Annotated in this window: 29 protein-coding genes; 16 read left to right on the top strand and 13 right to left on the bottom strand. The window is 63.6% G+C overall.

Annotation, left to right across the window (positions count from 1 at the left end):
* Nucleotides 1–34: 34 nt before the first annotated feature.
* From G7077_RS08250 to G7077_RS14160, 3 genes are read right to left on the bottom strand one after another with little or no spacing between them, the layout of a single operon-like run.
* Nucleotides 35–2,143 carry a family 1 glycosylhydrolase gene (locus G7077_RS08250; protein WP_206367607.1) on the bottom strand — a complete coding sequence of 703 codons (2,109 nt, stop codon included), beginning with the start codon at nucleotides 2,141–2,143 and terminating at the stop codon, nucleotides 35–37.
* A 52-nt stretch (nucleotides 2,144–2,195) separates the two neighbouring features.
* The gene (glf, locus tag G7077_RS14165; RefSeq protein WP_166411281.1) at nucleotides 2,196–3,368 is read right to left on the bottom strand and encodes a UDP-galactopyranose mutase; all 1,173 of its coding nucleotides are present in this window, start codon (nucleotides 3,366–3,368) and stop codon (nucleotides 2,196–2,198) included.
* Nucleotides 3,365–4,450 (bottom strand): glycosyltransferase, encoded by a 1,086-nt coding sequence (locus tag G7077_RS14160; protein ID WP_246167116.1) that lies wholly within the window; start codon nucleotides 4,448–4,450, stop codon nucleotides 3,365–3,367. The genes glf and G7077_RS14160 overlap by 4 nt, the downstream gene beginning before the upstream one ends.
* A gap of 305 nt (nucleotides 4,451–4,755) precedes the next feature.
* Here G7077_RS14160 and G7077_RS08235 point away from each other — a divergent pair, with 305 nt between their 5' ends.
* Genes G7077_RS08235 through G7077_RS08225 form a run of 3 tightly spaced genes read left to right on the top strand, consistent with a single transcriptional unit; the run spans nucleotide 4,756 to nucleotide 7,341 of the window.
* Nucleotides 4,756–6,282 carry an acyl-CoA carboxylase subunit beta gene (locus G7077_RS08235; RefSeq protein WP_166411279.1) on the top strand — a complete coding sequence of 509 codons (1,527 nt, stop codon included), beginning with the start codon at nucleotides 4,756–4,758 and terminating at the stop codon, nucleotides 6,280–6,282.
* A gap of 9 nt (nucleotides 6,283–6,291) precedes the next feature.
* The gene (gene mce / locus G7077_RS08230) at nucleotides 6,292–6,705 is read left to right on the top strand and encodes a methylmalonyl-CoA epimerase (RefSeq protein WP_166411278.1); all 414 of its coding nucleotides are present in this window, start codon (nucleotides 6,292–6,294) and stop codon (nucleotides 6,703–6,705) included.
* Between the two features lie 42 nt (nucleotides 6,706–6,747).
* Nucleotides 6,748–7,341: a peptidylprolyl isomerase gene (locus tag G7077_RS08225; protein ID WP_166411277.1), complete on the top strand. Its 594-nt coding sequence runs from the start codon at nucleotides 6,748–6,750 to the stop codon at nucleotides 7,339–7,341.
* A gap of 59 nt (nucleotides 7,342–7,400) precedes the next feature.
* Here the strand turns inward: G7077_RS08225 and ctaD are convergent, their stop codons facing one another.
* Both ctaD and coxB read right to left on the bottom strand, forming a co-directional pair.
* Complete coding sequence (ctaD, locus tag G7077_RS08220) at nucleotides 7,401–9,089, bottom strand: cytochrome c oxidase subunit I (protein WP_166411276.1); 1,689 nt, start codon at nucleotides 9,087–9,089, stop codon at nucleotides 7,401–7,403.
* A gap of 15 nt (nucleotides 9,090–9,104) precedes the next feature.
* Nucleotides 9,105–10,277 (bottom strand): cytochrome c oxidase subunit II, encoded by a 1,173-nt coding sequence (gene coxB / locus G7077_RS08215; RefSeq protein ID WP_166411275.1) that lies wholly within the window; start codon nucleotides 10,275–10,277, stop codon nucleotides 9,105–9,107.
* Nucleotides 10,278–10,446: 169 nt separating this feature from the next.
* On the opposite strand from coxB, the gene pyrE reads away from it, so the two are divergent.
* The 5 genes from pyrE to G7077_RS08190 are packed head-to-tail and all read left to right on the top strand — an operon-like array spanning nucleotide 10,447 to nucleotide 14,208.
* Nucleotides 10,447–11,031: an orotate phosphoribosyltransferase gene (gene pyrE / locus G7077_RS08210; protein WP_166411274.1), complete on the top strand. Its 585-nt coding sequence runs from the start codon at nucleotides 10,447–10,449 to the stop codon at nucleotides 11,029–11,031.
* Complete coding sequence (locus G7077_RS08205) at nucleotides 11,028–11,753, top strand: pyridoxine 5'-phosphate synthase (RefSeq protein ID WP_166411273.1); 726 nt, start codon at nucleotides 11,028–11,030, stop codon at nucleotides 11,751–11,753. The genes pyrE and G7077_RS08205 overlap by 4 nt, the downstream gene beginning before the upstream one ends.
* Nucleotides 11,750–12,157 carry a holo-ACP synthase gene (acpS, locus tag G7077_RS08200; protein WP_166411272.1) on the top strand — a complete coding sequence of 136 codons (408 nt, stop codon included), beginning with the start codon at nucleotides 11,750–11,752 and terminating at the stop codon, nucleotides 12,155–12,157. The genes G7077_RS08205 and acpS overlap by 4 nt, the downstream gene beginning before the upstream one ends.
* Nucleotides 12,158–13,087, top strand: a complete 930-nt coding sequence (gene lepB / locus G7077_RS08195; RefSeq protein WP_425505274.1) for a signal peptidase I — start codon at nucleotides 12,158–12,160, stop codon at nucleotides 13,085–13,087.
* The gene (locus G7077_RS08190) at nucleotides 13,087–14,208 is read left to right on the top strand and encodes an AI-2E family transporter (protein ID WP_166411271.1); all 1,122 of its coding nucleotides are present in this window, start codon (nucleotides 13,087–13,089) and stop codon (nucleotides 14,206–14,208) included. The genes lepB and G7077_RS08190 overlap by 1 nt, the downstream gene beginning before the upstream one ends.
* 3 nt (nucleotides 14,209–14,211) lie before the next feature.
* Here the strand turns inward: G7077_RS08190 and G7077_RS08185 are convergent, their stop codons facing one another.
* On the bottom strand, nucleotides 14,212–14,715 hold the full coding sequence (locus G7077_RS08185; protein ID WP_166411270.1) for an FKBP-type peptidyl-prolyl cis-trans isomerase: 504 nt from the start codon (nucleotides 14,713–14,715) through the stop codon (nucleotides 14,212–14,214).
* 30 nt (nucleotides 14,716–14,745) lie between these two features.
* Complete coding sequence (gene rpsU, locus G7077_RS08180; protein WP_166411269.1) at nucleotides 14,746–14,952, bottom strand: 30S ribosomal protein S21; 207 nt, start codon at nucleotides 14,950–14,952, stop codon at nucleotides 14,746–14,748.
* Between the two features lie 342 nt (nucleotides 14,953–15,294).
* On the opposite strand from rpsU, the gene G7077_RS08175 reads away from it, so the two are divergent.
* A complete protein-coding gene (locus G7077_RS08175; protein WP_246167115.1) occupies nucleotides 15,295–15,921 on the top strand; it encodes a murein L,D-transpeptidase catalytic domain family protein in 627 nt (208 codons plus the stop codon).
* 81 nt (nucleotides 15,922–16,002) lie between these two features.
* On the opposite strand, the gene G7077_RS08170 is transcribed toward G7077_RS08175, so the two are convergent.
* On the bottom strand, nucleotides 16,003–17,262 hold the full coding sequence (locus G7077_RS08170; RefSeq protein WP_166411267.1) for a L,D-transpeptidase family protein: 1,260 nt from the start codon (nucleotides 17,260–17,262) through the stop codon (nucleotides 16,003–16,005).
* Between the two features lie 199 nt (nucleotides 17,263–17,461).
* Here G7077_RS08170 and G7077_RS08165 point away from each other — a divergent pair, with 199 nt between their 5' ends.
* The 3 genes from G7077_RS08165 (at nucleotide 17,462) to G7077_RS08155 (ending at nucleotide 18,440) form a co-directional block, all read left to right on the top strand.
* Entirely contained in the window at nucleotides 17,462–17,767 is a 306-nt protein-coding gene (locus G7077_RS08165) for a PilZ domain-containing protein (RefSeq protein WP_166411266.1), read from the top strand.
* A 13-nt stretch (nucleotides 17,768–17,780) separates the two neighbouring features.
* Nucleotides 17,781–18,098: a PilZ domain-containing protein gene (locus G7077_RS08160; RefSeq protein ID WP_166411265.1), complete on the top strand. Its 318-nt coding sequence runs from the start codon at nucleotides 17,781–17,783 to the stop codon at nucleotides 18,096–18,098.
* 87 nt (nucleotides 18,099–18,185) lie between these two features.
* Nucleotides 18,186–18,440: a hypothetical protein gene (locus G7077_RS08155; RefSeq protein WP_166409927.1), complete on the top strand. Its 255-nt coding sequence runs from the start codon at nucleotides 18,186–18,188 to the stop codon at nucleotides 18,438–18,440.
* Nucleotide 18,441: 1 nt separating this feature from the next.
* On the opposite strand, the gene G7077_RS08150 is transcribed toward G7077_RS08155, so the two are convergent.
* Entirely contained in the window at nucleotides 18,442–19,338 is an 897-nt protein-coding gene (locus tag G7077_RS08150) for a peptidylprolyl isomerase (protein WP_166411264.1), read from the bottom strand.
* A gap of 98 nt (nucleotides 19,339–19,436) precedes the next feature.
* On the opposite strand from G7077_RS08150, the gene G7077_RS08145 reads away from it, so the two are divergent.
* Nucleotides 19,437–19,823: a hypothetical protein gene (locus tag G7077_RS08145; RefSeq protein ID WP_166411263.1), complete on the top strand. Its 387-nt coding sequence runs from the start codon at nucleotides 19,437–19,439 to the stop codon at nucleotides 19,821–19,823.
* Here the strand turns inward: G7077_RS08145 and G7077_RS08140 are convergent.
* The 4 genes from G7077_RS08140 to G7077_RS08125 all read right to left on the bottom strand — a co-directional run bounded on the left by G7077_RS08140 (nucleotide 19,820) and on the right by G7077_RS08125 (nucleotide 22,426).
* Nucleotides 19,820–20,107, bottom strand: coding sequence for a hypothetical protein (locus G7077_RS08140; RefSeq protein ID WP_166411262.1), 288 nt, complete (start codon nucleotides 20,105–20,107; stop codon nucleotides 19,820–19,822). The genes G7077_RS08145 and G7077_RS08140 overlap by 4 nt on opposite strands.
* 327 nt (nucleotides 20,108–20,434) lie before the next feature.
* The gene (locus G7077_RS14650) at nucleotides 20,435–20,764 is read right to left on the bottom strand and encodes a DUF968 domain-containing protein (RefSeq protein ID WP_484592835.1); all 330 of its coding nucleotides are present in this window, start codon (nucleotides 20,762–20,764) and stop codon (nucleotides 20,435–20,437) included.
* Nucleotides 20,739–21,524, bottom strand: coding sequence for an ERF family protein (locus G7077_RS08130; protein ID WP_166411260.1), 786 nt, complete (start codon nucleotides 21,522–21,524; stop codon nucleotides 20,739–20,741). Before G7077_RS08130 ends, G7077_RS14650 begins: the two co-directional genes overlap by 26 nt.
* Entirely contained in the window at nucleotides 21,521–22,426 is a 906-nt protein-coding gene (locus tag G7077_RS08125) for a YqaJ viral recombinase family protein (protein ID WP_166411259.1), read from the bottom strand. Before G7077_RS08125 ends, G7077_RS08130 begins: the two co-directional genes overlap by 4 nt.
* A 170-nt stretch (nucleotides 22,427–22,596) precedes the next feature.
* On the opposite strand from G7077_RS08125, the gene G7077_RS08120 reads away from it, so the two are divergent.
* Genes G7077_RS08120 through G7077_RS08110 form a run of 3 tightly spaced genes read left to right on the top strand, consistent with a single transcriptional unit; the run spans nucleotide 22,597 to nucleotide 24,966 of the window.
* Complete coding sequence (locus G7077_RS08120) at nucleotides 22,597–23,877, top strand: site-specific DNA-methyltransferase (RefSeq protein WP_166411258.1); 1,281 nt, start codon at nucleotides 22,597–22,599, stop codon at nucleotides 23,875–23,877.
* Nucleotides 23,874–24,407: a DUF5681 domain-containing protein gene (locus G7077_RS08115; protein WP_166411257.1), complete on the top strand. Its 534-nt coding sequence runs from the start codon at nucleotides 23,874–23,876 to the stop codon at nucleotides 24,405–24,407. Before G7077_RS08120 ends, G7077_RS08115 begins: the two co-directional genes overlap by 4 nt.
* On the top strand, nucleotides 24,400–24,966 hold the full coding sequence (locus G7077_RS08110) for a DUF5681 domain-containing protein (protein ID WP_166411256.1): 567 nt from the start codon (nucleotides 24,400–24,402) through the stop codon (nucleotides 24,964–24,966). The genes G7077_RS08115 and G7077_RS08110 overlap by 8 nt, the downstream gene beginning before the upstream one ends.
* Nucleotides 24,967–25,202 lie beyond the last annotated feature (236 nt).

Raw genomic sequence — 25,202 nt, 5'->3', positions numbered from 1 at the left:
GCACGACTGGGCAAGAGGTGCCAAGCCCTTGGGCTCAGGCGATGGCCCGAAGCGCCTCGCTGTGATCGAAGAAATCGTTGAGGCCGCCGTCCAGCGAGCGAAGAACGATGCCGCGATTGCTGGTCATGCTGGTGTCCACCGCCTCTTCGCGCTCGGGCCGACGAATTCGGTCGCGGCCGAGCTTTGCCCAATCGGCGACCTCGCAGGCAAGGTCGTGCCAGCTGACGGCCCCCTTGTTGGTGAGGTGCCAGATGCCCTTTTCACCATCGAGCAGCAGGTCGAGCGAGGCATGGACCAGGTCGGGCACGTAGGTCGGCGATACCACCTTGCGATCGCTTGCGATCACCTCGTCGCCGCGGCGGAGCTGCTCGATCGTATTGACGAGGAAATTGTAGCGATCCCAGGGGCCGAAGAAGGCGCTGGTGCGGACGATCAGGGCATCGCTGTCCATCTCCAGCAATCGCGCCTCCGCTTCGGCCTTGCTTCGGCCGTAGGCACAACCGGGGTTGGGCGAATCCGTCTCGACATAGGGCCGGCCGAGTTTGCCGTCGAACACCAGGTCCGATGAAAAGGTCACGAGCGGGACGCCGTGCAGCTTGCACGCATTGGCCAGCAACTCCGGTCCCTTAGCGTTGGCGGCGAAGCACTCGTCCTGCTTCTCGTCCGCTTCCCAAGTGCGGACGAAGCCGGCAGTGTTGATGACTGCCCAAGGCTTGTAACGCTCCATTGCGGCGGCGATCGATTCCTCGTCGGCAATGTCGAGTTCGGCGCGGCTGGTCAGCACATGGGCAAGGCCGCGATGAGCGCAAATCCGCGAAAAAGCCTGTCCCAGCGTTCCGGTAGCCCCGGTGATCAGGATCGGCCGCGCATGAACCGCGCTCTTCGGAAGCATGTCGAAGCGCCGCCGCGCATGGGTCCGGCCAGGCCGTCGCCACCAGCCCGGCAGATCGAGCACGGGATGTTCGAACTTGCCGTCCTGCGCGAGTGCAGCCGCAGCCGTTCCGAGCATCGTCCGGCGCGCCTTTTCGCCGCGCATGTCAAAGGCGCCGACGTCGTAATGGCCTTCGCGGCGGGTCAGGACCGAGCGCCAATCGACCATGCCGAACAAGGCCCAAACCGTGACCGCGCGGACATCGACGCCGTTGCGGCGCGCCGCCTCCGCAGCCGTCCAGATTTCGTTGAGCCAGCGGACCTGCTCCTCGCGGGTGCAGCCGTGATGCACTTCGGTGATGGCGATCGGGATTCCATACCGCTCCCACGCCGCCTGCAGCCGGTGCACGGCACCAAGCTTCGGCCGCAGTCGGTCGACCCGCACCGCCTCCACGTCGACGTACGTGTCCTTGCCGTTGGAGCCAGGCTGCACGTCTCGGTAGCGCTCGACCCGGTGATCGAGGAAGCGCTCGCTGGTGAGGTAATAATCGAAGCCAATCAGGCTGGGCGTTCCCCCGCCGGTGGCGAGCTCGTCCAGCTCTTCCTTTGAGGCGCAAAGCTCAAGCAACCAGTCGTAGAAATAGTGACCGGGCTTAACGCGGCCGGTGAGCAGGTCGAAGCTGAGCCACCGCCGTTCATTCTCATGCTCCGCCTGATAAGCGAGCTCCGGCGTGGAGAAGCTGTGGCCGACGTCCTCCGTGACGATCAGCTCGGCATGCGGGATAACCCGGCGGATTGCCTCCATCGCCTTCTTGATCCCCAGGCACTGGATGACCGTGGCGCGGAAGGTCGCGTTGATGTCCGTCTTGTGCGGGTACCAATGGCCGTAGAGGCAGGACAGGCGCGCGGTCGTGAACGGCTCGTTGACCGGGGTCCAGGCTTCAATCCAAGGATATCGCGCGGCGACCTTGGCCGCATAGTCGGCCAGCAGGTCGGCGAATTTAGGGTCGAGGTAATTGGTGTAGCGCGGGCCGGAGCCATGGTGGACCAGGCCGCCGATGACCTTGATCCCGAGCTCGCGTAGCCGCGCAAGCCGCGCGTCGTGCCAGGAGAAATCGAGTTCGTTCGGGCTCTCCGGTGCAACCGTTTCCCACAAGATCGGGTAACGAACGGCCTTTACGCCAAGACGCGCCATTTCCTCGATGTCGGACATGCGGGCGGCATGGCCCGTCTCAAGCACCTGGTTGCGGAACTCATCGCCGATCCGCACCACGGTGCACTCGACGCCCCCCAGAGTTCCAGGGGGGCGCCTAGGCCGTTGGTAATCATGCAGCCGCTGCTGCAGTCTCCTGCAGCTCTCCCTGGCTCTTCCGCTCGTCCATGCGGCGGAAGGTGGCGAGGGCCTGACCCACGATCTGGTCCATGTTGTAGTAGCGGTAGGTCGCCAGGCGGCCGACGAAGGTCACGCCCTCGGTCGCGTCGGCAAGCGCCTCATACTTCTTGAACAGCTCCTGATTTTCCGGCCGCGGGATCGGATAATAAGGATCGCCCTCCGCCGATGGATATTCGTAGGTGATGGTCGTCTTGGGGTGCTGCTGCCCGGTGAGGTGCTTATACTCGCTGATGCGGGTGTAGGGCACGTCCTCGGCCGGATAATTGACCACCGCCACGTCCTGGAACTGCTCCTGGTCGAGCGTCTGGTGGTCGAACTTCAGGCTGCGATAGGGCAGCTTGCCAAACCGGAAGTCGAAATATTCGTCGATCGGTCCGGTGAAGACCAGATGGCCGTACTCGACCTCATCCTTCACATCGCGATAGTCGACGCCGAGCCGCTTGGTGATGTTCGGATGATTGGTCATCTTCTCGAACATGGCGGTGAACCCATCCTTAGGCATCGCCTGGAAGGTATCGCCGAAATAACGGTCGTCGGTGTTAGTCCGCGTCGGGATCCGGCTCGTCACCTGCTTGTCGAGCTCCGACGGATCGAGGCCCCACTGCTTGCGGGTGTAGCCGCGGAAGAACAGTTCGTAGAGCTCGCGCCCGACGGCGTTGATCACCACGTCCTCGGACGTCTTGATCTCGGCGACCGGCTCGGCGCGCGAAGCCAGATAGTCGGCTGCTTCCTCGTCCGTCTTCAGGTCGAGCCCGAACAATTTGTTCAGCGTCGTCCGGTTGATCGGGATCGGCACCAGCTGCCCGCGTACTTGCGCGAGAACGCGATGCTCGTACGGCCGCCACTCGGTGAATTGCGACAGATAGTCGACCACCGACTGGGCGTTGGTGTGGAAGATGTGCGGCCCGTACTTGTGGTACAGGATGCCCGCTTCGTCCGGCTCGTCATAGGCATTGCCCGCGACGTGGGGACGGCGGTCGATCAGCAGCACCTTGGCATTGTGCTGGCTTGCAAGGCGCTCCGCGATGACGGAGCCGGCAAAACCAGCCCCGACCACCAGATAATCGTAACGCTCTTGCTGCTGCGCGTCGGTCTCGGCGCTCATTCGGCAGCCACCAGCATGTTCTGCTGAACGCCGGTGCGTTCACCGAGCACGTCGTGGATCAGGCCCGACATACGCGCCTGGGTCGTGTCCCAGCTAGTCGCGGAGAGCAGCAGATCGGCTTCGGCCAGCCATTGACCCTTCGGATCCTTGGCCAGTTCCAGCGCCTTTTCGCAGGCGGCGACGAAGCCATCGGCGTCGTAAGCGATCTGAACACCCTGGAGATGCCCATAATGGCGAACCACGTCGCGGATCGGGGTCGAGACCACCGGCTTTCCGCCCGCCAGATATTCCGGCGTCTTCGTCGGCGAGATGAAGCGGGTCGCCTCATTGATCGCAAACGGCATCAGCGCCACGTCCCAGCCCGACAGATAGTGCGGGAGCTGCTCGTACGTCTTGCCGCCGACGTAATGGATATTGGCCGCCCGCGGCAGGTCTTCGTCGGAGATCTTCACGACCGGGCCGACCATCACGAACTGCCAGTTCGGACGGGCATCGGCCATCTGACGGAGCAGATCGATGTCGAAACGCTCATCGATCACGCCGTAGAAGCCAAGCCGCGGCCGGGCCAGGTTCGCCTGGTCCTGCGGATCGGTCGCACCGCTGCGGGCAAGGGCGAAGTGATCGCGATCGACCGACGACGGGAATAGGTGAACCGAGGAATGGCGGTCCTTCTTCGCTTCGAACAGGCTCGATCCACCGGTGAAGACGAGATCGGCGCTGTCGATCAGCTCCTGCTCCAGCTCCAGCAGCATCGGCGGCGCGAACTTGAATTGGGACAGTTCGTCCATGCAGTCGTAGACGATGGTGTCCGCCTCGATCTGCCGCGAAAACGGCAGCATCATCGGCGTGTAGTACCACTTCACCAGCGCACCCTTGAGCGACGCCGCATAGTTAGTCGCCAGACGGGTCAGTGTGGCTTCCGCCTCGGGCATGCTGAGGCCTTCCGGAAGGTGGGGAACGGCGACGGTGACATCGGGGAAGTCTTCGGCCTGGCGAACCTGCACGAAGGCCGTCTCGCCGGGAGCGATCACGATCGGCTCTTCCCAGTAGATGACCTTCATCTCTTCCGCGAACCGGCTCATAAGATGCTGGGGCCGCTGGAACACGAAATTCCACCGCAGGTGCGAAAAGCACAGCAGGGTAACCGGCTCGGGGTCCGGGGCCGCCACTCTTGTCAGCGACTCAACAGGCACTCGGACACCGGTCAACATCTCGTGTGTACCCTTCTGTAGTTGTTGGAATTCTCAAGTAGAACGGCGACAGGGCATTACGGTTCCGCAACATGACGCATGTTAATCTAGCAGCAATGTTGCGGCGCAGCAACAAACCGGCGCCGTTGACCCAAAGCCGAGGCCGTGGGAAAGTTCCTTCAAGAGAGGCTTTCCCCATGGCGACGACAATTGCGGAACTGGAAAAACGACGTGAACAGGCGCGCCTGGGCGGCGGCGAAAAACGTATTGCAGCGCAGCACGCCAAGGGTCGGCTCACCGCACGCGAGCGTCTGTCCGTCCTGTTGGACCCAGAGTCATTTGAAGAAGTCGATATGTTCGTGGAGCATAACTGTTCCGACTTCGGCATGGAGGCACAGAAATACCCCGGCGACGGCGTAGTCACCGGGTCCGGGACCATCAACGGAAGACTCGTGTTCGTCTTCGCGCAGGACTTCACGGTGTTCGGCGGGTCTTTGAGCGAGCGACATGCTCAGAAGATCTGCAAGATCATGGACGCCGCAATGAAGGTCGGAGCGCCCGTTATTGGGCTGAATGACCCTGGAGGTGCCCGAATCCAGGAGGGCGTCGCAAGCCTCGCCGGCTATGCCGAGGTGTTCCAGCGCAACGTCCTGGCGAGCGGCGTGGTGCCCCAACTCAGCCTGATCATGGGCCCGTGCGCGGGCGGCGCCGTCTATTCGCCGGCGATGACCGACTTCATCTTCATGGTGAAGGATAGCTCCTACATGTTCGTGACCGGCCCGGACGTGGTGAAGACCGTCACCAACGAAGTCGTCACCCAGGAGGAGTTGGGCGGCGCCGTCACCCACACCACCCGGTCGGGCGTAGCGGACGTCGCGTTTGAGAATGACATCGACGCCCTGCTTGCGGCCCGCGAATTCTTCGGCTTCCTGCCGCTCTCCAACCGCCACGACGTCCCCTCGCGGCCGTCGGAAGACCCGTGGGACAGGCAAGAGGACAGCCTCGACACTTTGGTGCCGCCGTCCGCCAGTACCCCGTACGACATGCACGAGCTCATTCGAAAGGTCGCCGACGAAGGCGACTTCTTCGAGCTTCAGCCGGGCCATGCCGGCAACATCATCATCGGCTTCTGCCGGATCGAGGGCCGCACCGTCGGCGTCGTCGCCAACCAGCCGACGGTGCTGGCCGGCGTGCTCGACATCAATTCGTCGAAGAAGGGCGCGCGCTTCGTCCGCTTCTGCGACGCCTTCGACATCCCCATCCTGACCTTCGTCGACGTCCCCGGCTTCCTGCCCGGCGTCGCGCAGGAGCATAACGGAATCATCAAGCATGGCGCCAAACTGCTGTTCGCCTACGCCGAGGCGACGGTTCCCAAGATCACCGTCATCACTCGCAAGGCCTATGGCGGCGCCTACGATGTGATGAGCTCCAAGCACCTGCGCGGCGACCTCAACTACGCCTGGCCGACGGCTGAGATCGCGGTGATGGGCGCCAAGGGCGCGGTGGAGATCATCTTCCGGGGCAAGACGCCGGAGGAGATCGCCGAACGGACGCAGGAATATGAAGAGCGCTTCGCCAACCCCTTCGTCGCCGCAAGCCGCGGCTATATCGACGAAGTCATCATGCCGCACTCCACCAGGCGGCGGGTTGCGTTGGGCTTAAGAAAGCTGAGGAACAAACAGCTCGAGAACCCGTGGAAGAAGCATGACAATATTCCACTGTAAGGCCGTGCGGTGAAACTCGGCTGTCTCAATCACGTCGGCGTAGCCACGCCCTCCATCGAGCAGAGCCTCGAACTGTACCGCACCCTGTTCAGCGCCGAGCCCCACGGCGCGCCCTTCGATCTTCCGGCGCAGGGCGTCCGTGTCTGTTTCATCGACACTCCCAACAGCCAGATCGAACTCATCGAACCACTCGGCCCCGACTCGCCCATTGCCAAGTTCCTCGAGAAGAACCCGCTCGGCGGGCAGCATCATATCTGCTTCGAGGTGCCGGACATCCATGCCGCCAGGGCCGAGTTCGAGGCCAAGGGCGCGCGGGTGTTGGGCGAACCCCGCCTTGGGGCCCATGGCACCCTCGTCTTCTTCGTCCACCCCAAGGACATGGGCGGTATGCTGACCGAGATCATGGAAGCGCCGGCCCATTAGCGTTCTTGTTGGGTCAAGGTTCTGCGAGTTAGGTTGGCCGCCATGACCTACCGACTCCTGCTCGCCGCGCTGCTCGGCGCTTCCGCTGCACCTCTCTTTGCGCAAGCCGCGCCCGCGCCTGCGGCCGAGGCTCCGAAGGACGATCTCGTCCGCGTCGCCCTGGACACATCTGCGGGCCGCATCGTCATCGCCGTCGACCGCGGCCACGCGCCGGTCACCGCCAAGAACTTCCTGTCCTACGTCGACAGCGGCAAGTTCGTCGGCGAAAGCTTCTACCGCGCGATGCCGCTGACCGGCGGCGGATTGATTCAGGCCGGCATCACCTCCGACGCGCGCAAGCTCGGCAAGGCGATCGCCCATGAACCGCCAAGCCAGACCGGCCTCAGCCATGTGCGCGGGGCGGTGTCGATGGCGTCTAATGCGCCTGGCACCGCCCAGTCGGACTTCTTCATCCTGACGGTCGACGTGCCCTCGTTCGACCAGTCCTTCGCCCCATTCGGCCGCGTGGTCGAAGGCATGGACGTGGTCGAGAAGATCATGGCTTCGCCCGTATCGCCTACCAAGGGCGAAGGCGCGATGAAGGGTCAGATGCTGGAGCCGGTGGTCAAGATCAGGGCAGCCAAACGCCTTCCCTGACCGGGAAGTCTGCTCTGCTCGATAAGAAAACGCCCCGGTGTTGAGCCGGGGCGTTTTGCTTAGTGGTGCTTGGTGTCTTCGATGACTGGAAGGGTCTCGAACTGGTGGAACGGCGGTGGGCTGGATAGGGTCCATTCCAGCGTTGTCGCACCCTCACCCCACGGATTGTCGCCCGCCTTTTTACCGGCCGCCAGCGACCAGGCGATGTTCACGAAGAAGACCAGGACGCCAAGGATCGTAATCCCGTAACCGATCGTCGAGATGTGGTTCCAGTAGGCGAAGGCCTCCGTATAGTCCGGGATACGACGCGGCATGCCGGCTAGGCCAAGGAAGTGCTGCGGGAAGAAGATGGTGTTCACGCCGATGAACATCACGAAGAAGTGAAGCTTGCCGAGGAACTCGTTGTACATCTTCCCGCTCATCTTCGGGAACCAGTAATAGAAGCCGGCGAACAGCGCGAACACCGCGCCGAGCGACAGCACATAGTGGAAGTGCGCAACGACGTAGTAGGTGTCGTGCATGTAGTTATCGACACCGCCGTTCGACAGCACGACGCCGGTAACGCCGCCGACCGTGAACAGGAAGATGAAGCCGATCGCCCACAGCATCGGCGTCTCGAAAGTGATCGAGCCGCCCCACATGGTGGCGATCCAGCTGAAGATCTTCACGCCGGTCGGGACCGCGATGATCATGGTCGCTGCCGTGAAGTACATCTTGGTGTTCACGTCCATGCCGGTCGTGAACATGTGGTGCGCCCACACGACGAAGCCGACGACGCCGATCGCGACCATGGCGTAGGCCATGCCGAGATAGCCGAACACCGGCTTGCGGCTGAAGGTCGCGATGATCTGGCTGACGATGCCGAAGCCCGGCAGGATCATAATGTACACTTCGGGGTGACCGAAGAACCAGAAGAGGTGCTGGTAGAGGACGACGTTGCCGCCGCCCGAGGCGTCGAAGAAGCTGGTGCCGAAATTGCGGTCGGTCAGCAGCATGGTGATCGCACCCGCCAGAACCGGCAGCGACAAGAGCAGCAGGAAGGCGGTGACCAGCACCGACCAGACGAACAGCGGCATTTTGTGCAGGGTCATGCCCGGCGCGCGCATGTTGAAGATGGTGGTGATGAAGTTGATCGCGCCCAGGATCGAACTGGCGCCCGCAAGGTGGAGCGAGAAGATCGCCATGTCGACCGCCGGACCTGCCGAGCCCGATGTGGAAAGCGGCGCATAGACCGTCCAGCCGGTGCCGGCGCCAAGGCCGGTGCCGCCGCTCACGAAGGCCGATCCCAGGAGCAGGATGAAGGCGGGGATCAGCAGCCAGAACGAGATGTTGTTCATGCGCGGGAAGGCCATGTCCGGCGCCCCGATCATGATCGGCACGAACCAGTTGCCGAATCCGCCGATCATCGCCGGCATGACCATGAAGAAGACCATGATCAGGCCGTGCGCGGTGATCAGCACGTTCCAGTGGTGGGTCCACTCGTCGAAGTTCGCCGTGCCCGCGCCGATTGGCCAGGCCTGGTTGAGGATCTGGATGCCCGGCGCCGCAAGCTCGGCCCGCATGATGCCCGAGATGGCGCCGCCGATGATGCCGGCAAGGATCGCGAAGATCAGGTAGAGCGTACCGATGTCCTTGTGGTTCGTCGACATGAACCAGCGGGCGAAGAAGCCCAGCTTGGGATGGTCGTGATGCGCGTCATGGCTCTCGTGAGCCTTGAGGTGGAGCGCGTCTGCAGCGTTGGTGCTCATAGGACTGGACTCGGCTTAATTGCTGGTCGTCGCGCGGTTCGCGACGTCTGGGTTGGTCGGGGCGGGCGCAGGATTGCCCTGCACGGTGCCCGGCGTTGCCGGCGGCGGCGGAACCGGAAGTCCGGCGGTGCCGCCTGTTGCCGGAGCGGCGGCCGGCGTTGCAGCGGGCCGGGCACCGGCAATCGTGCCGCCCTTGGCTGCCATCCAGCGGTTGAACTGGTCCTGCGGGACCACCTCGACCGAGATCGGCATGTAGGCGTGGCGGGCGCCGCACAATTCGGTGCACTGGCCGAAATAGACACCCGGCTTGTCCACCTTCACCCACGTCTCGTTGAGCTGACCCGGGTTGGCGTCGATCTTGTTCCAGAAAGCAGGGATCCAGAAGGCGTGGATCACGTCGTTGGACGTGACGATGAACTTTACCACCTTGCCGGCAGGGATCACCAGCCGCTCGTCGACCGCCAGCAGGCGCGGGCCGTCCTTGTCGGTGCGGAAGCGCTGGCCGGCCGGAACGTCGCCCTGCTCCTTGAGCATGTTGGACACGATCTCGACGCCGCCATTGTCGGGGTACTGATAGGTCCAATACCACTGGTTGCCGATCACCTTGACGGTGAGGTCGGCCTTGGGCGGGCTATACTGGTGGCGCAGCAGGCGCATCGAGGGGATGGCGATCGCAACCAGGATCAGGACCGGAACCACCGTCCAGATCACCTCGATCACCGTGTTGTGCGAATTGCGCGACGGGATCGGGTTCGCGCTTCGGCGGAACTTCACCATCGCATAGACCAGCAGCACGAGGACGACGATGCTGATCAGCACGCACAGAAGCAGCAGCCAATTGTTGTGAAAGGCGGCGGCTTCCTGACCGATCGCGGTCACCTGCTCCTGAATGCCCTTGCCACCGTTTGGAACGCCGACCAGCGGCGAGTCCGGAAGCACATTCGCATCGGCCTGGGCGGGCGCGGAAGGCGTGCCGGCGGCCGGATCGGCCGCGCCGCCCGGCTGCTGCGCCACGGCACGGGGGCTCGTCGGGCTACCTTCAGGCAAAGCGACTGCCGGCTGCGCGGCCGGCGTCGCCGGCGCGCCCGCTTGCGGTGCTGCCGCTTGCGCCGAAGCCTGCGGCTCCTGCGCCGCTGCAGGTGTCAGCCCAGCCGCAGCCAGGACAATCGCCCATCCAAACAGTTTCATTCTCACCCCGGGATCCATGGGTTTGGGACTGGGCCGCGCCGTTGGTCTGGCCCCACGTTTGGGCGGCCTTATAGGCGCGGGTTTTCACTCTCTCAAGCGCTTGTCTCGATGAGTTGAACAGGGGCAAAGAGGCCCGTATTGACGGCGCCCGAAAGGGGTGCCTGAAGCAATGACCGACGACGAGGTGCTGAACGAGTTCCGCGCGGCCGACGCGCTCCTCGAAGGCCACTTCATCCTCTCCTCCGGCCTACGCAGCCCCAAATACCTTCAGTGCGCCCGAGTGCTGATGGACGGCGCGCGCGCGGAGCGACTGGCGAAGGCACTGGCCGCCAAGCTGCCGGCCGAGGTCGGTAACGCCGTCGACGCCGTCGTCTCACCGGCGATGGGCGGAGTCATCATCGGCCATGAAATGGGCCGCGCGCTGGGCAAGCCCGCCATGTTCGTCGAGCGCCCTCAAGGCACGTTCGAACTTCGCCGCGGCTTCCGCCTCGATCCGGGCGCGCGCGTGCTGATGGTGGAAGACGTGGTCACCACCGGCCTTTCCTCCCGTGAAGCCATCAAGGCCATCGAGCAGGCGGGCGGCAGGGTGGTCGGCGCCTGCTCATTGGTCGACCGTTCGGGCGGAACCGCCGATCTTGGTGTCCCTTACACCGCACTCATTCGCATCGACGTTCCCACCTATGATGCCGATTCCCTGCCGGCGGAACTTGCGGCCATTCCCGCCATCAAGCCCGGCAGTCGGGCCGCGGCGTGACCAGGCTCCGCCTCGGCGTGAACATCGATCACGTTGCCACCATTCGCAATGCCCGGGGCGGCGCGCACCCCGATCCGGTGCGGGCCGCCCATGCCGCCGCAAGGGCCGGCGCCGACGGAATCACCGCCCATCTCCGCGAGGATCGCCGCCACATTACTGACGCGGATATCGCCCGGCTCATGGGCGAAATCGACCTGCCGCTGAACCTGGAAATGGCAGCCACCGAGGAGATGCTCACCATCGCGCTGCGCCACCGTCCGCACGCCGCCTGCATCGTTCCCGAAAAGCGCGAGGAGCGAACCACGGAAGGTGGCCTCGACGCTGCCGGTCAGTTCGAGGCGCTGAAGCGCTTCGTCGGCGAGCTTGGCGGCGCCGGCATCCGGGTCAGCCTGTTCATCGAACCATCCGACCGCCAGGTCGACGCTGCCTTGCGCCTTCAGGCGCCGGTCGTCGAATTCCACACCGGCAGCTATGCCGATGCGGATGGCGAAGATCGGACAAACGAGTTGAAGCGGGTGACGGACGCAGCGGCGCTTGCCGCCAAGAACGGCATCGAGCCGCACGCGGGCCACGGCCTCACCTACGATAATGTCGTGCCGGTTGCCGCCATTCCGCAGCTGGCCGAACTCAACATCGGCCATTTCCTGATCGGCGAAGCGATCTTCACCGGCATCGACGCCAGCGTCATCCGGATGCGCGAGCTGATGGACGCGGCGCGGTGATCGTCGGCCTCGGCTCCGACCTGTGCAACATCGAGCGGATCCAGAATTCACTCGACCGCTTCGGAGAGCGCTTCCTTCACCGCGTCTTCACGGAGACCGAGCGCGCCAAGGCCGCATCCCGCCCGTTCACCATGGCCGGAACCCTCGCCAAGCGCTTCGCCGCCAAGGAGGCGTTTTCCAAGGCGGTCGGCACCGGCTTCAAGCACGGCGTCTTCATGAAGGACATCGGCGTCGTCAACGCACCGTCCGGCGCGCCCACCCTGAAGCTCGCCGGAGGCGCCGCGGCGCGGGTTGACGCCCTTGCGCCGGAGGGCCACGCAATCGACATACATCTGACCATGACCGACGATCACCCCTGGGCGCAGGCCTTCGTCATTCTCTACGCACGCAAGATGGAGCTTTGATTGACCGACACTGCGACGGATGTGACCGCCAAGAGTGATGCGGCGGTCCCGGCCAAGCGGGAGTCCAAGGGCTCTGCCGTGTGGCGGGAGCTCAAGGGCCTGCTGTGGGTGCTGCTGGCGGTCCTCGCCTTCCACAGCTTCGTTGCCAAGCCCTTCTACATTCCGTCGGAATCGATGATGCCGGCTTTGCTGAAAGGCGACCGGCTGGTGGTCACCAAATATCCCTACGGCTGGTCGTTCGTGTCGCCGACCATCCCCAATCCGGCGGCGATCTTCCGCTCGCTCGTGCTCGGCACCGGCGAGGGCTGGGGCGTGACCCTCCCGTTCGAAAAGGGCAGGCTGTTCGGCAAGATGCCCAAGCGCGGCGACATCGTCATCGTCACGCCACCGGGCGCCAACGAGGATTATATCAAGCGCGTGATCGGGCTGCCCGGCGACACGATCGAGGTCCGCGCGGGCCGCCTGATCCTCAACGGAACGCCGGTCCAGGCGCAGCGCCGGCCCAATGCCCTGATCCCTGTCGACGCAAACATCCCCTGTTCCGACAAATTCCCGGGCTTTGACGTCACCGGCTCCGACGGCAAACAATATTGCAGCCTGCCCATCGTCCGCGAGACGCTGCCCGGCGGACCCACCTATGACACGGTGGACCTGACCCCCGTCAGCACGGGGGACAATTACCCCGCGACGGTAGTGCCCGCCGACCACCTGTTCCTGATGGGCGACAATCGCGACAGCAGCGCCGACAGCCGCTTCGCGCTCGAGGAGCAAGGCCTTGGTGGTCCGGTGCCCTGGGAGAATATCGGCGGGCGCGCGGAGTTCATCACTTTCTCGCTCGACGGCACCACCAGCCTGTTCAACCCGGCCAGCTGGTTCACTTCCTTCCGCTCCGGCCGCGCCGGCAACTCGCTTCGCGGCTCGGCCAACTGATGGCGGAGTCGCCGCCGACGGTTGAACCGCACGTCGAGCAGCCCGGCCCTGCCGAATTCCGCGATCCCTTGTTGCGGGAGGAGCTTCGCCGCGCCTCCGTCTGGATCGGCCTGGCACTCGTCGTCGCCGGCGTCATCTTCCTTGCCCAGCCGCTGCTGCTGATCCTCGGCGGGCTGGTGTTCGGCGTCGTGCTGGACGGCGGGGCTCGGGCGCTCGGTCGATTCCTGCCGATCGGCCGCGGCTGGCGGCTTTCGCTGGCGATCCTGATCGGTATCGGCTTCGTCGCCTGGGTTTTTTACTACGCCGGGACGACCTTCGCGGCGCAGGCGGGCGCACTCCGCATGGTCGTCGAAACCCAGGCACTGAAGCTATACGCCTGGGCGCAGAACGCCGGGCTTATCACGGACCCGACGCCCGGCACCATCGGTCAGCAGTTGATGGGCTCGGTGGGCCGCCTGACCACCGCGGTCGGCAGCGCGCTTGGAGCACTCACCAGCGCCCTGCTCATTTTCGTCATCGGCATCTTCATCGCCATCGAACCGCGCCTTTACGATCGCGGGGTCGCCTGGATGCTGCCGCTTCGGCACCGCGACCATTTCTACCGCATCACCAACCGCGTCGGCTTCACCCTTCGCCGCCTCCTGTTCGGCCGCATCGTCGGGATGATCTTCGAAGGCCTGTTCACCTGGTTCATGCTGGCCTGGGTCAGCCGCCTGATCGGCATCGGTCCGATCCCCATGGCGGCACTGCTCGGCCTCATCACCGGGATCCTCGCCTTCATCCCCAACATCGGCGCGATCGTGTCGGGCTTGCTGATGGTGGCGGTCGGCTTCAGCGCCGGGCCCAACGAGGGCTTCTTCGCCATCTTCGTCTACTTCGCGGTGCAGAATATCGACGGCTATCTGGTGCTGCCCTACATCGCGCGCCGAACGGTCGACCTCGCGCCGGCAATAGTCCTCGCCGCGCAGCTGATCCTCGGCGCCTTGTTCGGATTCCTGGGATTGCTGCTCGCCGATTCGATTCTGGCGTCGCTGAAGGTGACCTTGCAGGAATTAAGCAAGGAGCGCTCGGCGGAGAAAGGCGAAGGCCCGGAACTGGTCGGCGGCAACCCGGCCGCCTGACCCTTACTGCTGCTGTTGCTGCATCATCGCGGCCATGGCCGCGCCGTTGCGCACGATCTTTTGAACCCGAACGTCGAACGTCAGGTTCTGGGTTTTGGATGGGAACCCCGGGGGCGCCTTGCCGTCCGGAAAGGCCAGCCGAAGCGGCATCTTGAAGTTGTACTGCCCGCCTTCCTGCATCCGCCGCATCGCTTCGGCGAAGCCCGGGAAGACGCCCGCGGTGACGAACGGCTGGGGCTGGCGGCCCTGGCTGCTGTCAATCACCGTTCCGTCGTCGCCGGTCAGCACATAATCGATCATCGCCGCATCCTGGTCGGTGATCGGCCCGCCCGAACCTTCCTTGATGACCCGGAACTCGAGGCCGCTCTGAGTGACCACGGGGCGCAAGGATCCCGCGCCGAACCAGGCCAGCGCAACGCCGGCAGCAATCACGGTCAGGAGGCCGAGCCAAAGCTTCAGGCCGCCCGAACGGCGTGCCTTTGGCGAATCAGCGGTGGCTGCGGACATGGAAGGGGCGCTGCTGAGGCGAGGCAGCGCTTAGCGCGCGCCTTCGCGCTCGACGCGCTTGCGCTCGAGCTTACGGGCGCGGCGGATCGCGGCGGCACGCTCACGAGCGCGCTTTTCCGACGGCTTCTCGTAATGACGGCGGAGCTTCATCTCGCGATACACGCCCTCGCGCTGCAGCTTCTTCTTGAGCGCGCGCAGCGCTTGCTCGACATTGTTATCGCGAACGATGATCTGCATAAACCTCAGTCAAACTCCTCGTTAGCCTTGTCGGCCCAACCGCGACCGAAGGCAGCCCCGATGCCGCACCCGATCCGAATCAAATGGAAATGGTTCACCGCAGGCGCACCTGTGGCGGTCGCGGGCCCATAGCAGCGGGGTTCAACCAGTTCAACCCGCACGCCGTTTCACTCCTTTGCGATGAGTTGCAACGATGCAACGGTAAGCCGAGCAACGAACCCTGCTTGGGTTATCGGCGATTAACCTTTCGCCTGATACAAGCCCTTTCCATACCGGAGGGCATACATGTCATTGAATCGTCGGGAAATTTTGCGGATGGGTACGATTGGAGCAGGCGCTGCCATGCTCTCGTCCGCCGCTCGCCCGCAGTTCGGCGGTCCGATCAACATCATCACCGGCACGGGTCCGATGACCCGTCCGCTGCCGGCCCAGCCGCGCGCGCCCCTGGCGCCGCAGGGCGTCGATCCGGCCCTGTTCCAGCGTGCCAAGGCAGCGCTCGACCAGCATCGCATCGCCGCGAGGGATAGCATCGGCATCGTCGATTTCTCGCTCGCATCGCGCGACCCCCGCTTCCACGTCGTCGACCTGCGCAGCGGTGCGGTGGAAAGCTACCGCGTCGCTCACGGCAAGGGCTCGGATCAGGCCCACAGCGGTTATCTCGACCATTTCTCGAACGTGTTCGGGTCCGAAGCATCGTCCAATGGCACCTACACGACGGGCGATTATTACCACGGCAAGTATGGCCTTTCGATGAAGGTCCATGGCCACGACTGGTCGAACAACAATGCCGAGGCGCGCGCCATCGTCATCCACAATGCCTGGTATGCCGAACCGGAAGTGATCGAGGCTCACGGCAAGCTTGGCCGCAGCCAAGGCTGCTTCGCCTTCAGCCGCGACGATCAGTGGGCGATCATGCGCAAGCTCGCGGGCGGCCGAATGATTTATGCCGATAAACTTGCTGCCGCTTAAGATTTAGAACGGAAACTGAAACGGCGCCGGAGCAACCCTCCGGCGCCGTTCTCGTATCCGGCTCCTAAGCGAAAAGAAGCTCTAACGCGCCGCAACCTGCGTCTTCGGCGCCAATCCACGCGGCGCCTGAAGCGACGCCAGCACCTTGCCGTCGCGCGCATACATGTCGCTATAGTCCACGATCCGCCCGTCGTTGAGCGCCGCGACGCTGAAATAGACGATGTAGACCGGCAGCGGCTTCACGAAGTTCAGCTGCTTCGTCTTCTTGGCGGCCAACACCTCCTGGAACTTGTCCGGCGTCCACTCGCCGCCATCGTCGGCCAGCAGCTCGCTTGCCAGGTCGAGGATGTTCTCGGTGCGGATGCAGCCATGGCTCAGCGCCCGCATGCGACTGGAGAAGCGGCTGCGGGCGTTGGTGTCATGCAGGTAGATATTGTGCGGATTGTACATCACGAATTTCAGCTGCCCCAGCGCGTTCGACGGCCCCGGCGGCTGACTCCAGCGGATGATCTTGCCATCCTTCTTCACCGGCACATAGCCAGGCTTTCCGGCGACTTCCCTGGTGATGCTCGGCGGCACCTCCCAGGACGGATTGGCGACCACGCCGGTCGCCATCACGGACAGCTGCGGCGTCGGCGTCTTGGTTGCACCGGCGATCGCCCGCTGCTTCCACCGGTTCTGGCCGTTCTCGACCAGGGTCGCGTAGAAGCCCGGAACGTTGACGATGATATATTTGTCGCCGAGCTCGCGCGGCAGCCAGCGCCAACGCTCCATGTTGAGCTTGATCCGGTTCGCCTTGGCGACGTCGCCCGCGCCCGCCAACTTCAGTGCATTCTTGAGCGCGCCATATTGCGGATGGGTCGGCAGCAGCCCGTCCAGCGCTTCGGCGACCCGATGCTGGGCCAGCGCCGATCGGAGAAGCGCGTCGCGCTGCTCGGACGATAGGTCCGGATCCTTGACGTACCAGTCCTTGCGCTCCTTGCGCGGCACATAACCGAGCGCCAGATCCGAGGAGAGCCGGTTGAAGCGGTCGTTGGCCGCCGCCGAGATTGCGACCGGATCCTGGCTCCGGATCGCCGCTGCGAGACCCGCAGGATCGTAGTTGATGGGGTTCAAACCTTCCCCAGCGACACGGCCGATGTAATCCAGCAACTGCTGGGCATCGCCGGCCTGCCACATCGGCGGCGGCAGCTGAATGGGGGCGGGCGCCAACGGGTCCTGCGGTGAACTCGCCTGAGGCTGAGCCGGCGCAATGGGAACCGGCGCCGGCGTCTGGATCGCCAGTGCCGCCGATGACGTCATGACCGACAAAATGGCCAAGGAAGTGAAGCGCGCCGTCATTTTCAACAAACCTGTTCGTTTTCAAGGACAAAGCTGTCCTGCCCAAGCCCTATATGGCGGCACTCACCTTACACCCGATGAACGGCGCCTGCCAGTGGTCGTCGAAGCACAGAGGCGCCAAATCGTTGCCGGCGTCACTCAACCAATCCTTAAGCTCGTTCCTTTAATCCGGAGAGTAACAACGAGTGGAAGCGTAACCTTGGCGAGCAATTTCATCCTCGACGGAAGCATCATCCCGCGCCGGGTCAAGCGCATGTTCGATCAACGGTCGGAACCGCGGATCGATTGCCCGGCCGACAAGGCGATCCTCTCCTTCCGCGGTCAGGACCATGTCGTCCAGCTGGTCAATCAGTCCGCGTCAGGTGCCATGATCCGCTTCGAACGTACGCCCAACATCGGCGAGACCCTCCGCTTCCGAAGCCAGGAGAGAGCGTCGGAACGCGCCCAGGTGCGCTGGGTCCGGGATGGTAAAATCGGTCTTACCTTCCTGGGCAAGGTCGGGTAGCGGGCCGATGAACATGAACTTTTCCCTGCTTCAGGCGCGTATTTCGGAAGCCGACGATCCCAGCGACCGGCGTCGTTTCGACCGCCTTCCCATCGAACTCGGCGCCACCATGCGCCAGCTCGGCGAGACCGGGCTGGACGCGCGCATCCTCAACATCTCCGAACGCGGCTTCATGGCCCAGTCGGAGGGCAAGTTCGAGGTTGGCGCCCGGGTCTGGCTGATGCTCCCCGGACGGCCCCGCGCCAATGCCGTCATCCGCTGGACTGCGGGCGATAAACTTGGCGCGGAATTCGCGCAGCCCATCTCGCTCCACGGCATCATCCGCTCCTGATCTGCGCCCTGCCCGCGGACTTCGCCAGCTTCAGCAATGAAACCATCTTCGCCGTCCGGTCGTTCACCGGCCGAAAGGATCATGTCGATGGCGAGCAGCTTTCCCGATCTTGCGGGCGCGATGGATCTCAGCGGCCGCGGCTACCATGTCGTCTACCGCGAGCATGAAGTGAACCATTGCCCCGGCTGCGGACGGACCCACTGGATCATCGGCCGCATGTCAGCCGAATGCGCGTTCTGCACGACAGCCTTGCCGCTGGCCGAGGCCAGCATGCGATCCCACGCCGCCCCCGTGATCATCCAGCATAAGAACCGCGCCGAACTCTCCTCCTGGGCCGCCTGACCTAGGGCGTTTTGCGCACCGGCACGCTGGCGCCGCACAGGTCGACGCCGCCCGCCGCGACCTTGAAGAAGTCGTCGTTCCGATTGGCCCGGAGCTTCAGATATCGCGTGAAGGTTGCGCTCGCCGTGTCCAGATATTGGAACCGCGGCCGCTCGCCCGCCGGCAACTGGCTCGCCACTCGGACCGAGGTCAGCGGCACGGCTGCCTCCGCCCCTTCCTTGTAGAATCCCATCGTGCCGGTCCCGCGCGACAGGCTGCTGAGAGCGTCGATGCCTTCGATCACGCGGCCGACGACCGCAATGTTGCGGTCCAGCGTCCGGGGCGCATGGCCGATGATCGCATATAGCTCCGCGCCCGTTCCCGTGTCAGGCGCCAGATCGCGCGCGACACCGACATAGCCGTAGCAATGGGGTAAGGTCGCCCAGCCCTCGGCCGGGCTGGTTGCGACCGGCCAGCCCTGCCAGAAGCCGGCGGCCGGCGCGTAGGCATCGGGCGAGCCAAGCGGCGTCAGCGCAATCCCGCTCAGCGCGCGCCAATATTCATGCGGCGGGCGTGCGACGATCCCGGCTGGGAAGGGCTTCTCCGTTTCGTTCTGGCCCCATTGCGCGACGTAATTGTCCTGGACCCGGTAGACGCTTGCGCCCTCCCACCAATTGCCCCGCGCAAGCGTGCGGATGTTGGCGACGTGGACTGGGGCAAAGGCCGGCGCCAGCTGAATGACGATCCGGCGGGTGCCCATCTGCATCACCAGCAGGTCGTCGGGCGAGATATCCTTCCAGGCCGACGCCGGCGCAGCTGCCACGATGTCCCCCGGCGTCAGCGGCTTGGGGGGCTGGGCCCTTGCGGACATTCCCGTTGCCGCCGCCAACATCACGCCCGCGATCACCAAGTTGCGCATCCGCCGTCTCCTTTGCCCTTCGTCTAGCTCATGCTTGGCGCAGCGGCTATCTTGCACCTTCCAAATGGTTGGCGCGTTACCGTGGAGAGGAGAAAAAGATGCGGTCTCTGGCTTTCGTCACCGCGGTCGCCTTGCTTGCGGGCGCATGCGGACCCTCCCAGCAGCAGGAGGAGACCGTCAACGGAACGCTCGTCCAGAGCAAGGGGCAGCAGGAGCTTGCTGCCCTCAACGATTATAATCGTGCCATCGGCTTGAAACGGGCGATCCACGGCTCCGGCAAGCAATGCCAGCGCATTGATCGTAGCGCGTTTGTCCAGCGGTACGGGACCCTCGATATGTGGGCGGTGTCCTGCAACAATGGTCGTGGGTTCGCTCTGTTCATCGGCAAGGACGACACGGTTCAGGTCCGCGACTGCCGCGGCCTCGCCGAGATCAAGCTACCGCGCTGCCCGGCGTGGGCCGAGAACGCAAAGGTCACCCGCTAGCACTGGTCCGTACGCTTGACGGTTCCGTCGGCACCGCGCTCGACGACCCGAACGCACTTGCCGCCAAGCGGCACTTCCTCGCGCGTGCTGCCGTCTGGGTTGCTGGTCACCTTGGCCTTCTTCACCGGCCTGCCGTCGGGACCATATTTCCAGGCGAAGCTGTCGGGAACGGAGCGGCTGCGCTCGGCCGGTTGCGACTGGGCAGTGGCGGACGCCGACCAGGCAAGCGCCAACCCGGTCCCGCCGATCAGGGCAAGTCCAAGCATCGCAAGCTTCTTCGACATGGTTCGACTCCTCGTACGCATCATATCATAGATGAGGTGGTGGGGCCACGACATCAAGGAGCCGGGAAGCGCCGGCAGCATGTGGCCATCAAAGGAATAACAGGGAAAATCGCACGTTTCGGGTCGCTGAACAGGAAGATTGAAGCCTTCTAATGCTTGCTTCGGCCCAGAAAGGGGCAGATTTTAGCCTCTTCGACGCTGGAAAAACGGTCCTCCTGTTATTCGACGGAACAGGGGCGTTTAATCAGCGTAACAGGAGCTCCAATCGGCACGAGCAGGGTGTTTGTTCGTCATAACAGTTGGAAGCTTGGCCCGCGCCCAAGCCAGTCAGAGCAGCTTCGTCCAGTGCGGTGATCTTCTCGCAAACTCTTCCGCCAGCTCTGCCATGCAGATGCCGTGTTTCCGTTCGAACGCGGGTTCTCCGATCCGGTGCTGCTCCATGTGGTGGTCGGGGCAAAGGCTGATCACCCACTTGTCGGAGGGCTTGAGCGACGTGCCGCCGTCGGTGCCGCGGCGCACGTGAGCACATTCGCAGGGGTGGTTGGCGCAGCCCGGGACCGAGCAGGCGTGATGGCGAACCCAGGCGCGGTGAGCGGGGCAGGAGCGCTCGGGTGATGGCGCCCTGATGCGCTTAATGTAGCGGGGCAGCCGGGCCATTGGCCTTGCTCGTCCTAGGGGTAGATGGGGTGATCCGTGCTTTACGTGTACGCGAGGAGCGGCGTTCGGACGTTTTGGGCTTCGGCTCAGTGGACCCGACGTTGCTCCGGCGTGCTGCAAAGGCCTGGCCAAGCTCGGTATAGAGCTCGGGCCATGCTCGGCTGAGCCGCCGCAGCAGCGGCCGATGCGTATGTTGCAGCCGCTCCAGTGCCTCGATGCTCTCGCAGCTGGCGATCAGCGCCGTGATGTCCGCTGACCATTGCTGCCAGCCCTGCGGCGGCTCAGTGTCGTTGATGGTTGCTGCCGCGCTGGTTGCAGCTGCGCCGTTCAGCCTTGGCGAGCTTGCGTCCGCATCCTCCATTCCGGCCACCGGCACGCAGAACGTCTGCAGCATGGCGGCCTTGTAGGCAGCGGTGAGCGCCTTGGGCGTGGCCTTGTCGCTGCGGTCGAGGGCCTCGCCATAGACCTCCACGGTGTGGCTTGAGCCATCCTCCGGGCTGACCAGGTCATAGGCAACCTTCAACGTGACGTTGGTGAGGAGGTCATCGCCTTGCCGGCGCTCGGCCGAGCTGCGCTCAAGCACCCGGGGGAGGATGCACAGCTTGCGCACGGCAAGGATCGGCGCCAGCCGGTTCATCAGCTGGTCGATCGAGCGATAGCCATAGCCATCGTCGGTGTTGATCATCGACTTGGCCAGCCCGAGGTTGGCAAGATCGGCAGCAACGCCGCTGATCGCCTGGTACACGAGGGCCCCGCTCACGGCACAAGCTCGCGGATGGTCAGCGCACCGGCCTTCGATCGCTTCGCTTCAACACCATGGCCGAACGCTCGTCCGACATCGTCATCAACCATGCCCTTGATCGCGGATGCAGCTTCTCCGAACAGCCTCGCAGCGGTCCTGTGCTGCAGCCAGTCGTCGGCTGCCGCTGCCCAGGCATTGTTGCCCTGGAGGCAGATCTCGCGGGAGCCGAACACGCGTGGCGGCGGGGGAGGGGCGACCACCACCGGCGGCGTGCCATCCACCACCGCGCTCCAGAACGCTTCTTCTGCCTCAAGCAGATCGAGCTGGTAGAGCCAGTCGGCGGCAACCTCCATCACCTCGTGCTTGTGGTTTCCGTAGATGACCGACAGGATCGCACGGTCGACCCTTGCGATCGCCATGTTGTGCTGGAGCTGGGGCATGTAGCGCTCCAGCACCTCCTCGCCCTTCACGAACGCGCCCGTGTGCTTGGCCTCCCACACGGCGCCCGTTCGCTCCACCAGCCCATCCAGCGTGCAGGTGCGCCAGCCATAGGTCGGGCAGGTCATGGTCATGCCGGCAAACACGACCCGCTCGCCGCTGACCTGCTCATACCATTGCCGGTTGAACGGCTCGGTCCAGCAGCCAAGCATCACCGGCAGCTTGGCACTGAGGTCCTCAGGCTCGCGCTGACCGGTCTTCTGCTCCCACAGCTCCAGAACACGCTTCGGATCGCCCGACAGGATGATGTTGGCATCCGAGCCGCCGATGCTCTCGCGCCTCGCTGCAAGCTGGCCCGGGGACAAGCCCAAGGAGCCAAGCATTGGCCAGTGGGCCGATACAGGCTGCTCAGCCGCGGCCAGGTCGAACGATTGCTGTGGATCAGGCTCGCGGATCGCGGATCCAGGTGACTGCGTGATCATGTAGGTTGCTCCCTCTACTGCGTGGGAGCTGGGTGATTGCTCTGGTTCTTAGACACATCCACCAGAACATCGAACAGTGTCTGATGTTGGCCAGTGAATGTCGGGGATAAGTCTAAACGCACTCGCCAGGACATTGACTTTGCTGCATGTTCATGCTATGTTCCGCAAGCATGAAGCAGAGTGTCGCGGGGGCGTTACCCACTCGCTCGCTGACGGTCGTGTATCGACCGATCGGTGACCTTCGTCCGGATCCACGCAATGCGCGGACCCATTCCAAAAAGCAGATCGATCAGATCTGCGCGAGTATCTGGGAGTTCGGGTTCACGAACCCAGTGCTCGTTGATGAGCAGTCGATGCTCATTGCGGGGCACGGCCGATTACGCGCTGCCAGGGAAATGGGCCTTGCTGAGGTGCCCGTCATCGAGCTGAGTGGCCTCTCAGAGGTCCAGAAGAAGGCACTTCGGCTCGCGGATAACAAGATCGCTCTGAATGCTGGCTGGGACACGGAGATCCTCAAGCTGGAGCTTGCCGACATTGCCACCCTGGACTTCGACTTCGATCTGACGCTCACCGGCTTTGCGAGCGGCGAGATCGATATCGTGCTGAAGGCGGCAAATGACCCCCACGAGGAGGTCATCCCGGCGGTACCCTCTGAGCCGAAGACGCAGCTTGGCGATATATGGGTGCTGGGTGAGCATCGCATCGGCTGCGGCGATGGGCGCGACGTCGAGTTCCTGAAGCATGTTGTGGGTGAGGGCGCTGCCATCGACGCAGCATTCATGGACCCGCCATATAACGTGAAGATCAACGGCCACGCCAACGCAAAGGGGCGCCACCGCGAGTTCGCCATGGCGTCCGGCGAGATGACCGAGAACCAGTTCCGTGAGTTCCTGCGCCAGACACTGACGGCGGCGGAAGCGGTCTCACGCTCAGGCGCGGTCCACTTCGTCTGCATGGACTGGCGGCACATTGACGATGTGGCTGCCGTCGGTCGCGAAGTTTATGACGACCTTTTGAACATCTGCGTGTGGAATAAGAGCAACGCGGGGATGGGCTCGCTTTACCGTTCCAAGCACGAGATGGTGTTCGTGTATCGCGTCGGCGATGCGCCGCACGCGAACATGGTCCAGCTTGGGAAGCACGGCCGTAATCGGACCAACGTATGGGACTACCCATCGGTCAACTCGATGGCCGGCAGCCGGCGAGAAGACCTGGCGCTGCATCCGACCGTCAAGCCGGTCGCCATGGTTGCCGATGCCTATCAGGACGTGACCCGACGCGGAGATTTGGTGTTCGACATGTTCCTGGGCTCGGGAACGTCGTTGATTGCTGCCGAGCGGACCGGCCGCACGTTCCGCGGCTGCGACATCGATCCGGCCTATGTCGATGTTGCCGTGGAGCGCTGGGTGCAGATGACCGGCGGCACGCCGGTGCTGGAGCGGCCCGAATGAGCGGGCGGTTCCAGAAAGGGCAGAGCGGGAATCCTGCCGGTCGGCCCAAGGCGCGCCGGCCGCACATCTCTGCGTTCGACGTCATCATCGATAAGACCCTGACCGTCACTCAAAACGGGGTTGAGCGCGAACTTACGATCGATGAGGCGCTGCAGTTGCAGACCTATCAAGCAGCGCTGAAGGGCAGCAAAATGGCAGTGCGGCATGTCCTCAAGATGATCGAGGCGCGAGAAGTCGCTCTTGCCAAAGCAGCGCCTGCTCCTCGCAGCAAACCAATCAAGTTCCAATGGGAGAATGACGCTAGGAATGCCGACGAGGCCATGCTGCTCCTGGGCATCACTGTTCGTGATCCAAGCTGGACGCAGCCATGTCAGTACGGCGTAAGAATGAAGATGGCGAACTGGGCAGTCCAAGCGGGTCTCAGTAGGCCAGGCAGGCGAAAGCTTTCCCAAAACCAAATCGACTCTGTGAAGTGGAGTGCGTTCGAACCTGACAAACTCAGGTGGCCGCGGGGAGCACGCGGTGAGTGAAGACATCAACGATCGTGAGGATGAGGTAGGCTACGGCCGACCTCCAAGGTCAACGCGCTTTCAGAAGGTCAGGAGCGGTAATCCAAAGGGGCGCCCAAGAAACAGCCGCCGGGAAATCCCGTACGACCACGTGCTTGGGCAAATGGTGACCATCCGCGAGGATGGAAGAGAGCGCAGAGTAACGGCTGCTGAAGCGTTCATGCTCCAGCTCACCAGGAAAGGTCTTCAGGGCGATAGCGCTTCAGCTCGAGCTTCGTTGGCCGCGATCGAGTTAGCTCGATCCAAGCGTGAGCCCGCGGGACCGGAGATCACTGCAATTATCTGCAAAGGCGTCACACCGGGAGGTGTGGGATGTACCCTCGATAATCTTGGTATGGCCGTTAAGCGGGACAAATACGGCGATAACACACGTCATGAGCTAAAACCCTGGCTTATCGAATTGGCTTTGGAGCGACTGGGGTCTCGTCGGCTGTCTATCGAAGAGCAAAGAATCGTTGTCGATGCGACCCATAAGCCGGGAACCGTGCGCTGGCCGGAATGGTGGGCCATTAGTCGATAGCGGCCCCGTAAGTTCCGATTACAACAACTTTCGTCCTAAAGCGGAACTTCCGCAAACGACCCAACGCAGACATTGAGCCGCTGGACCGCAGCAAGCACATCAACTTGCTCCTAATTGGAGGCGATAGGTTGCCTGTGCTAAATTGGGGCCGCCCATTCCGCCTTTTTGCTAAAGTTCAACACTTTCGATTAAGCCGAGCTTCTTCAGGAATTTGCTCGGATGTTGGTGTGAGTGAA

The organism is Sphingomonas piscis (assembly GCF_011300455.1).
GTDB lineage: Bacteria > Pseudomonadota > Alphaproteobacteria > Sphingomonadales > Sphingomonadaceae > Sphingomicrobium > Sphingomicrobium piscis.
This window is presented reverse-complemented; position numbering and strand designations above follow the sequence as displayed.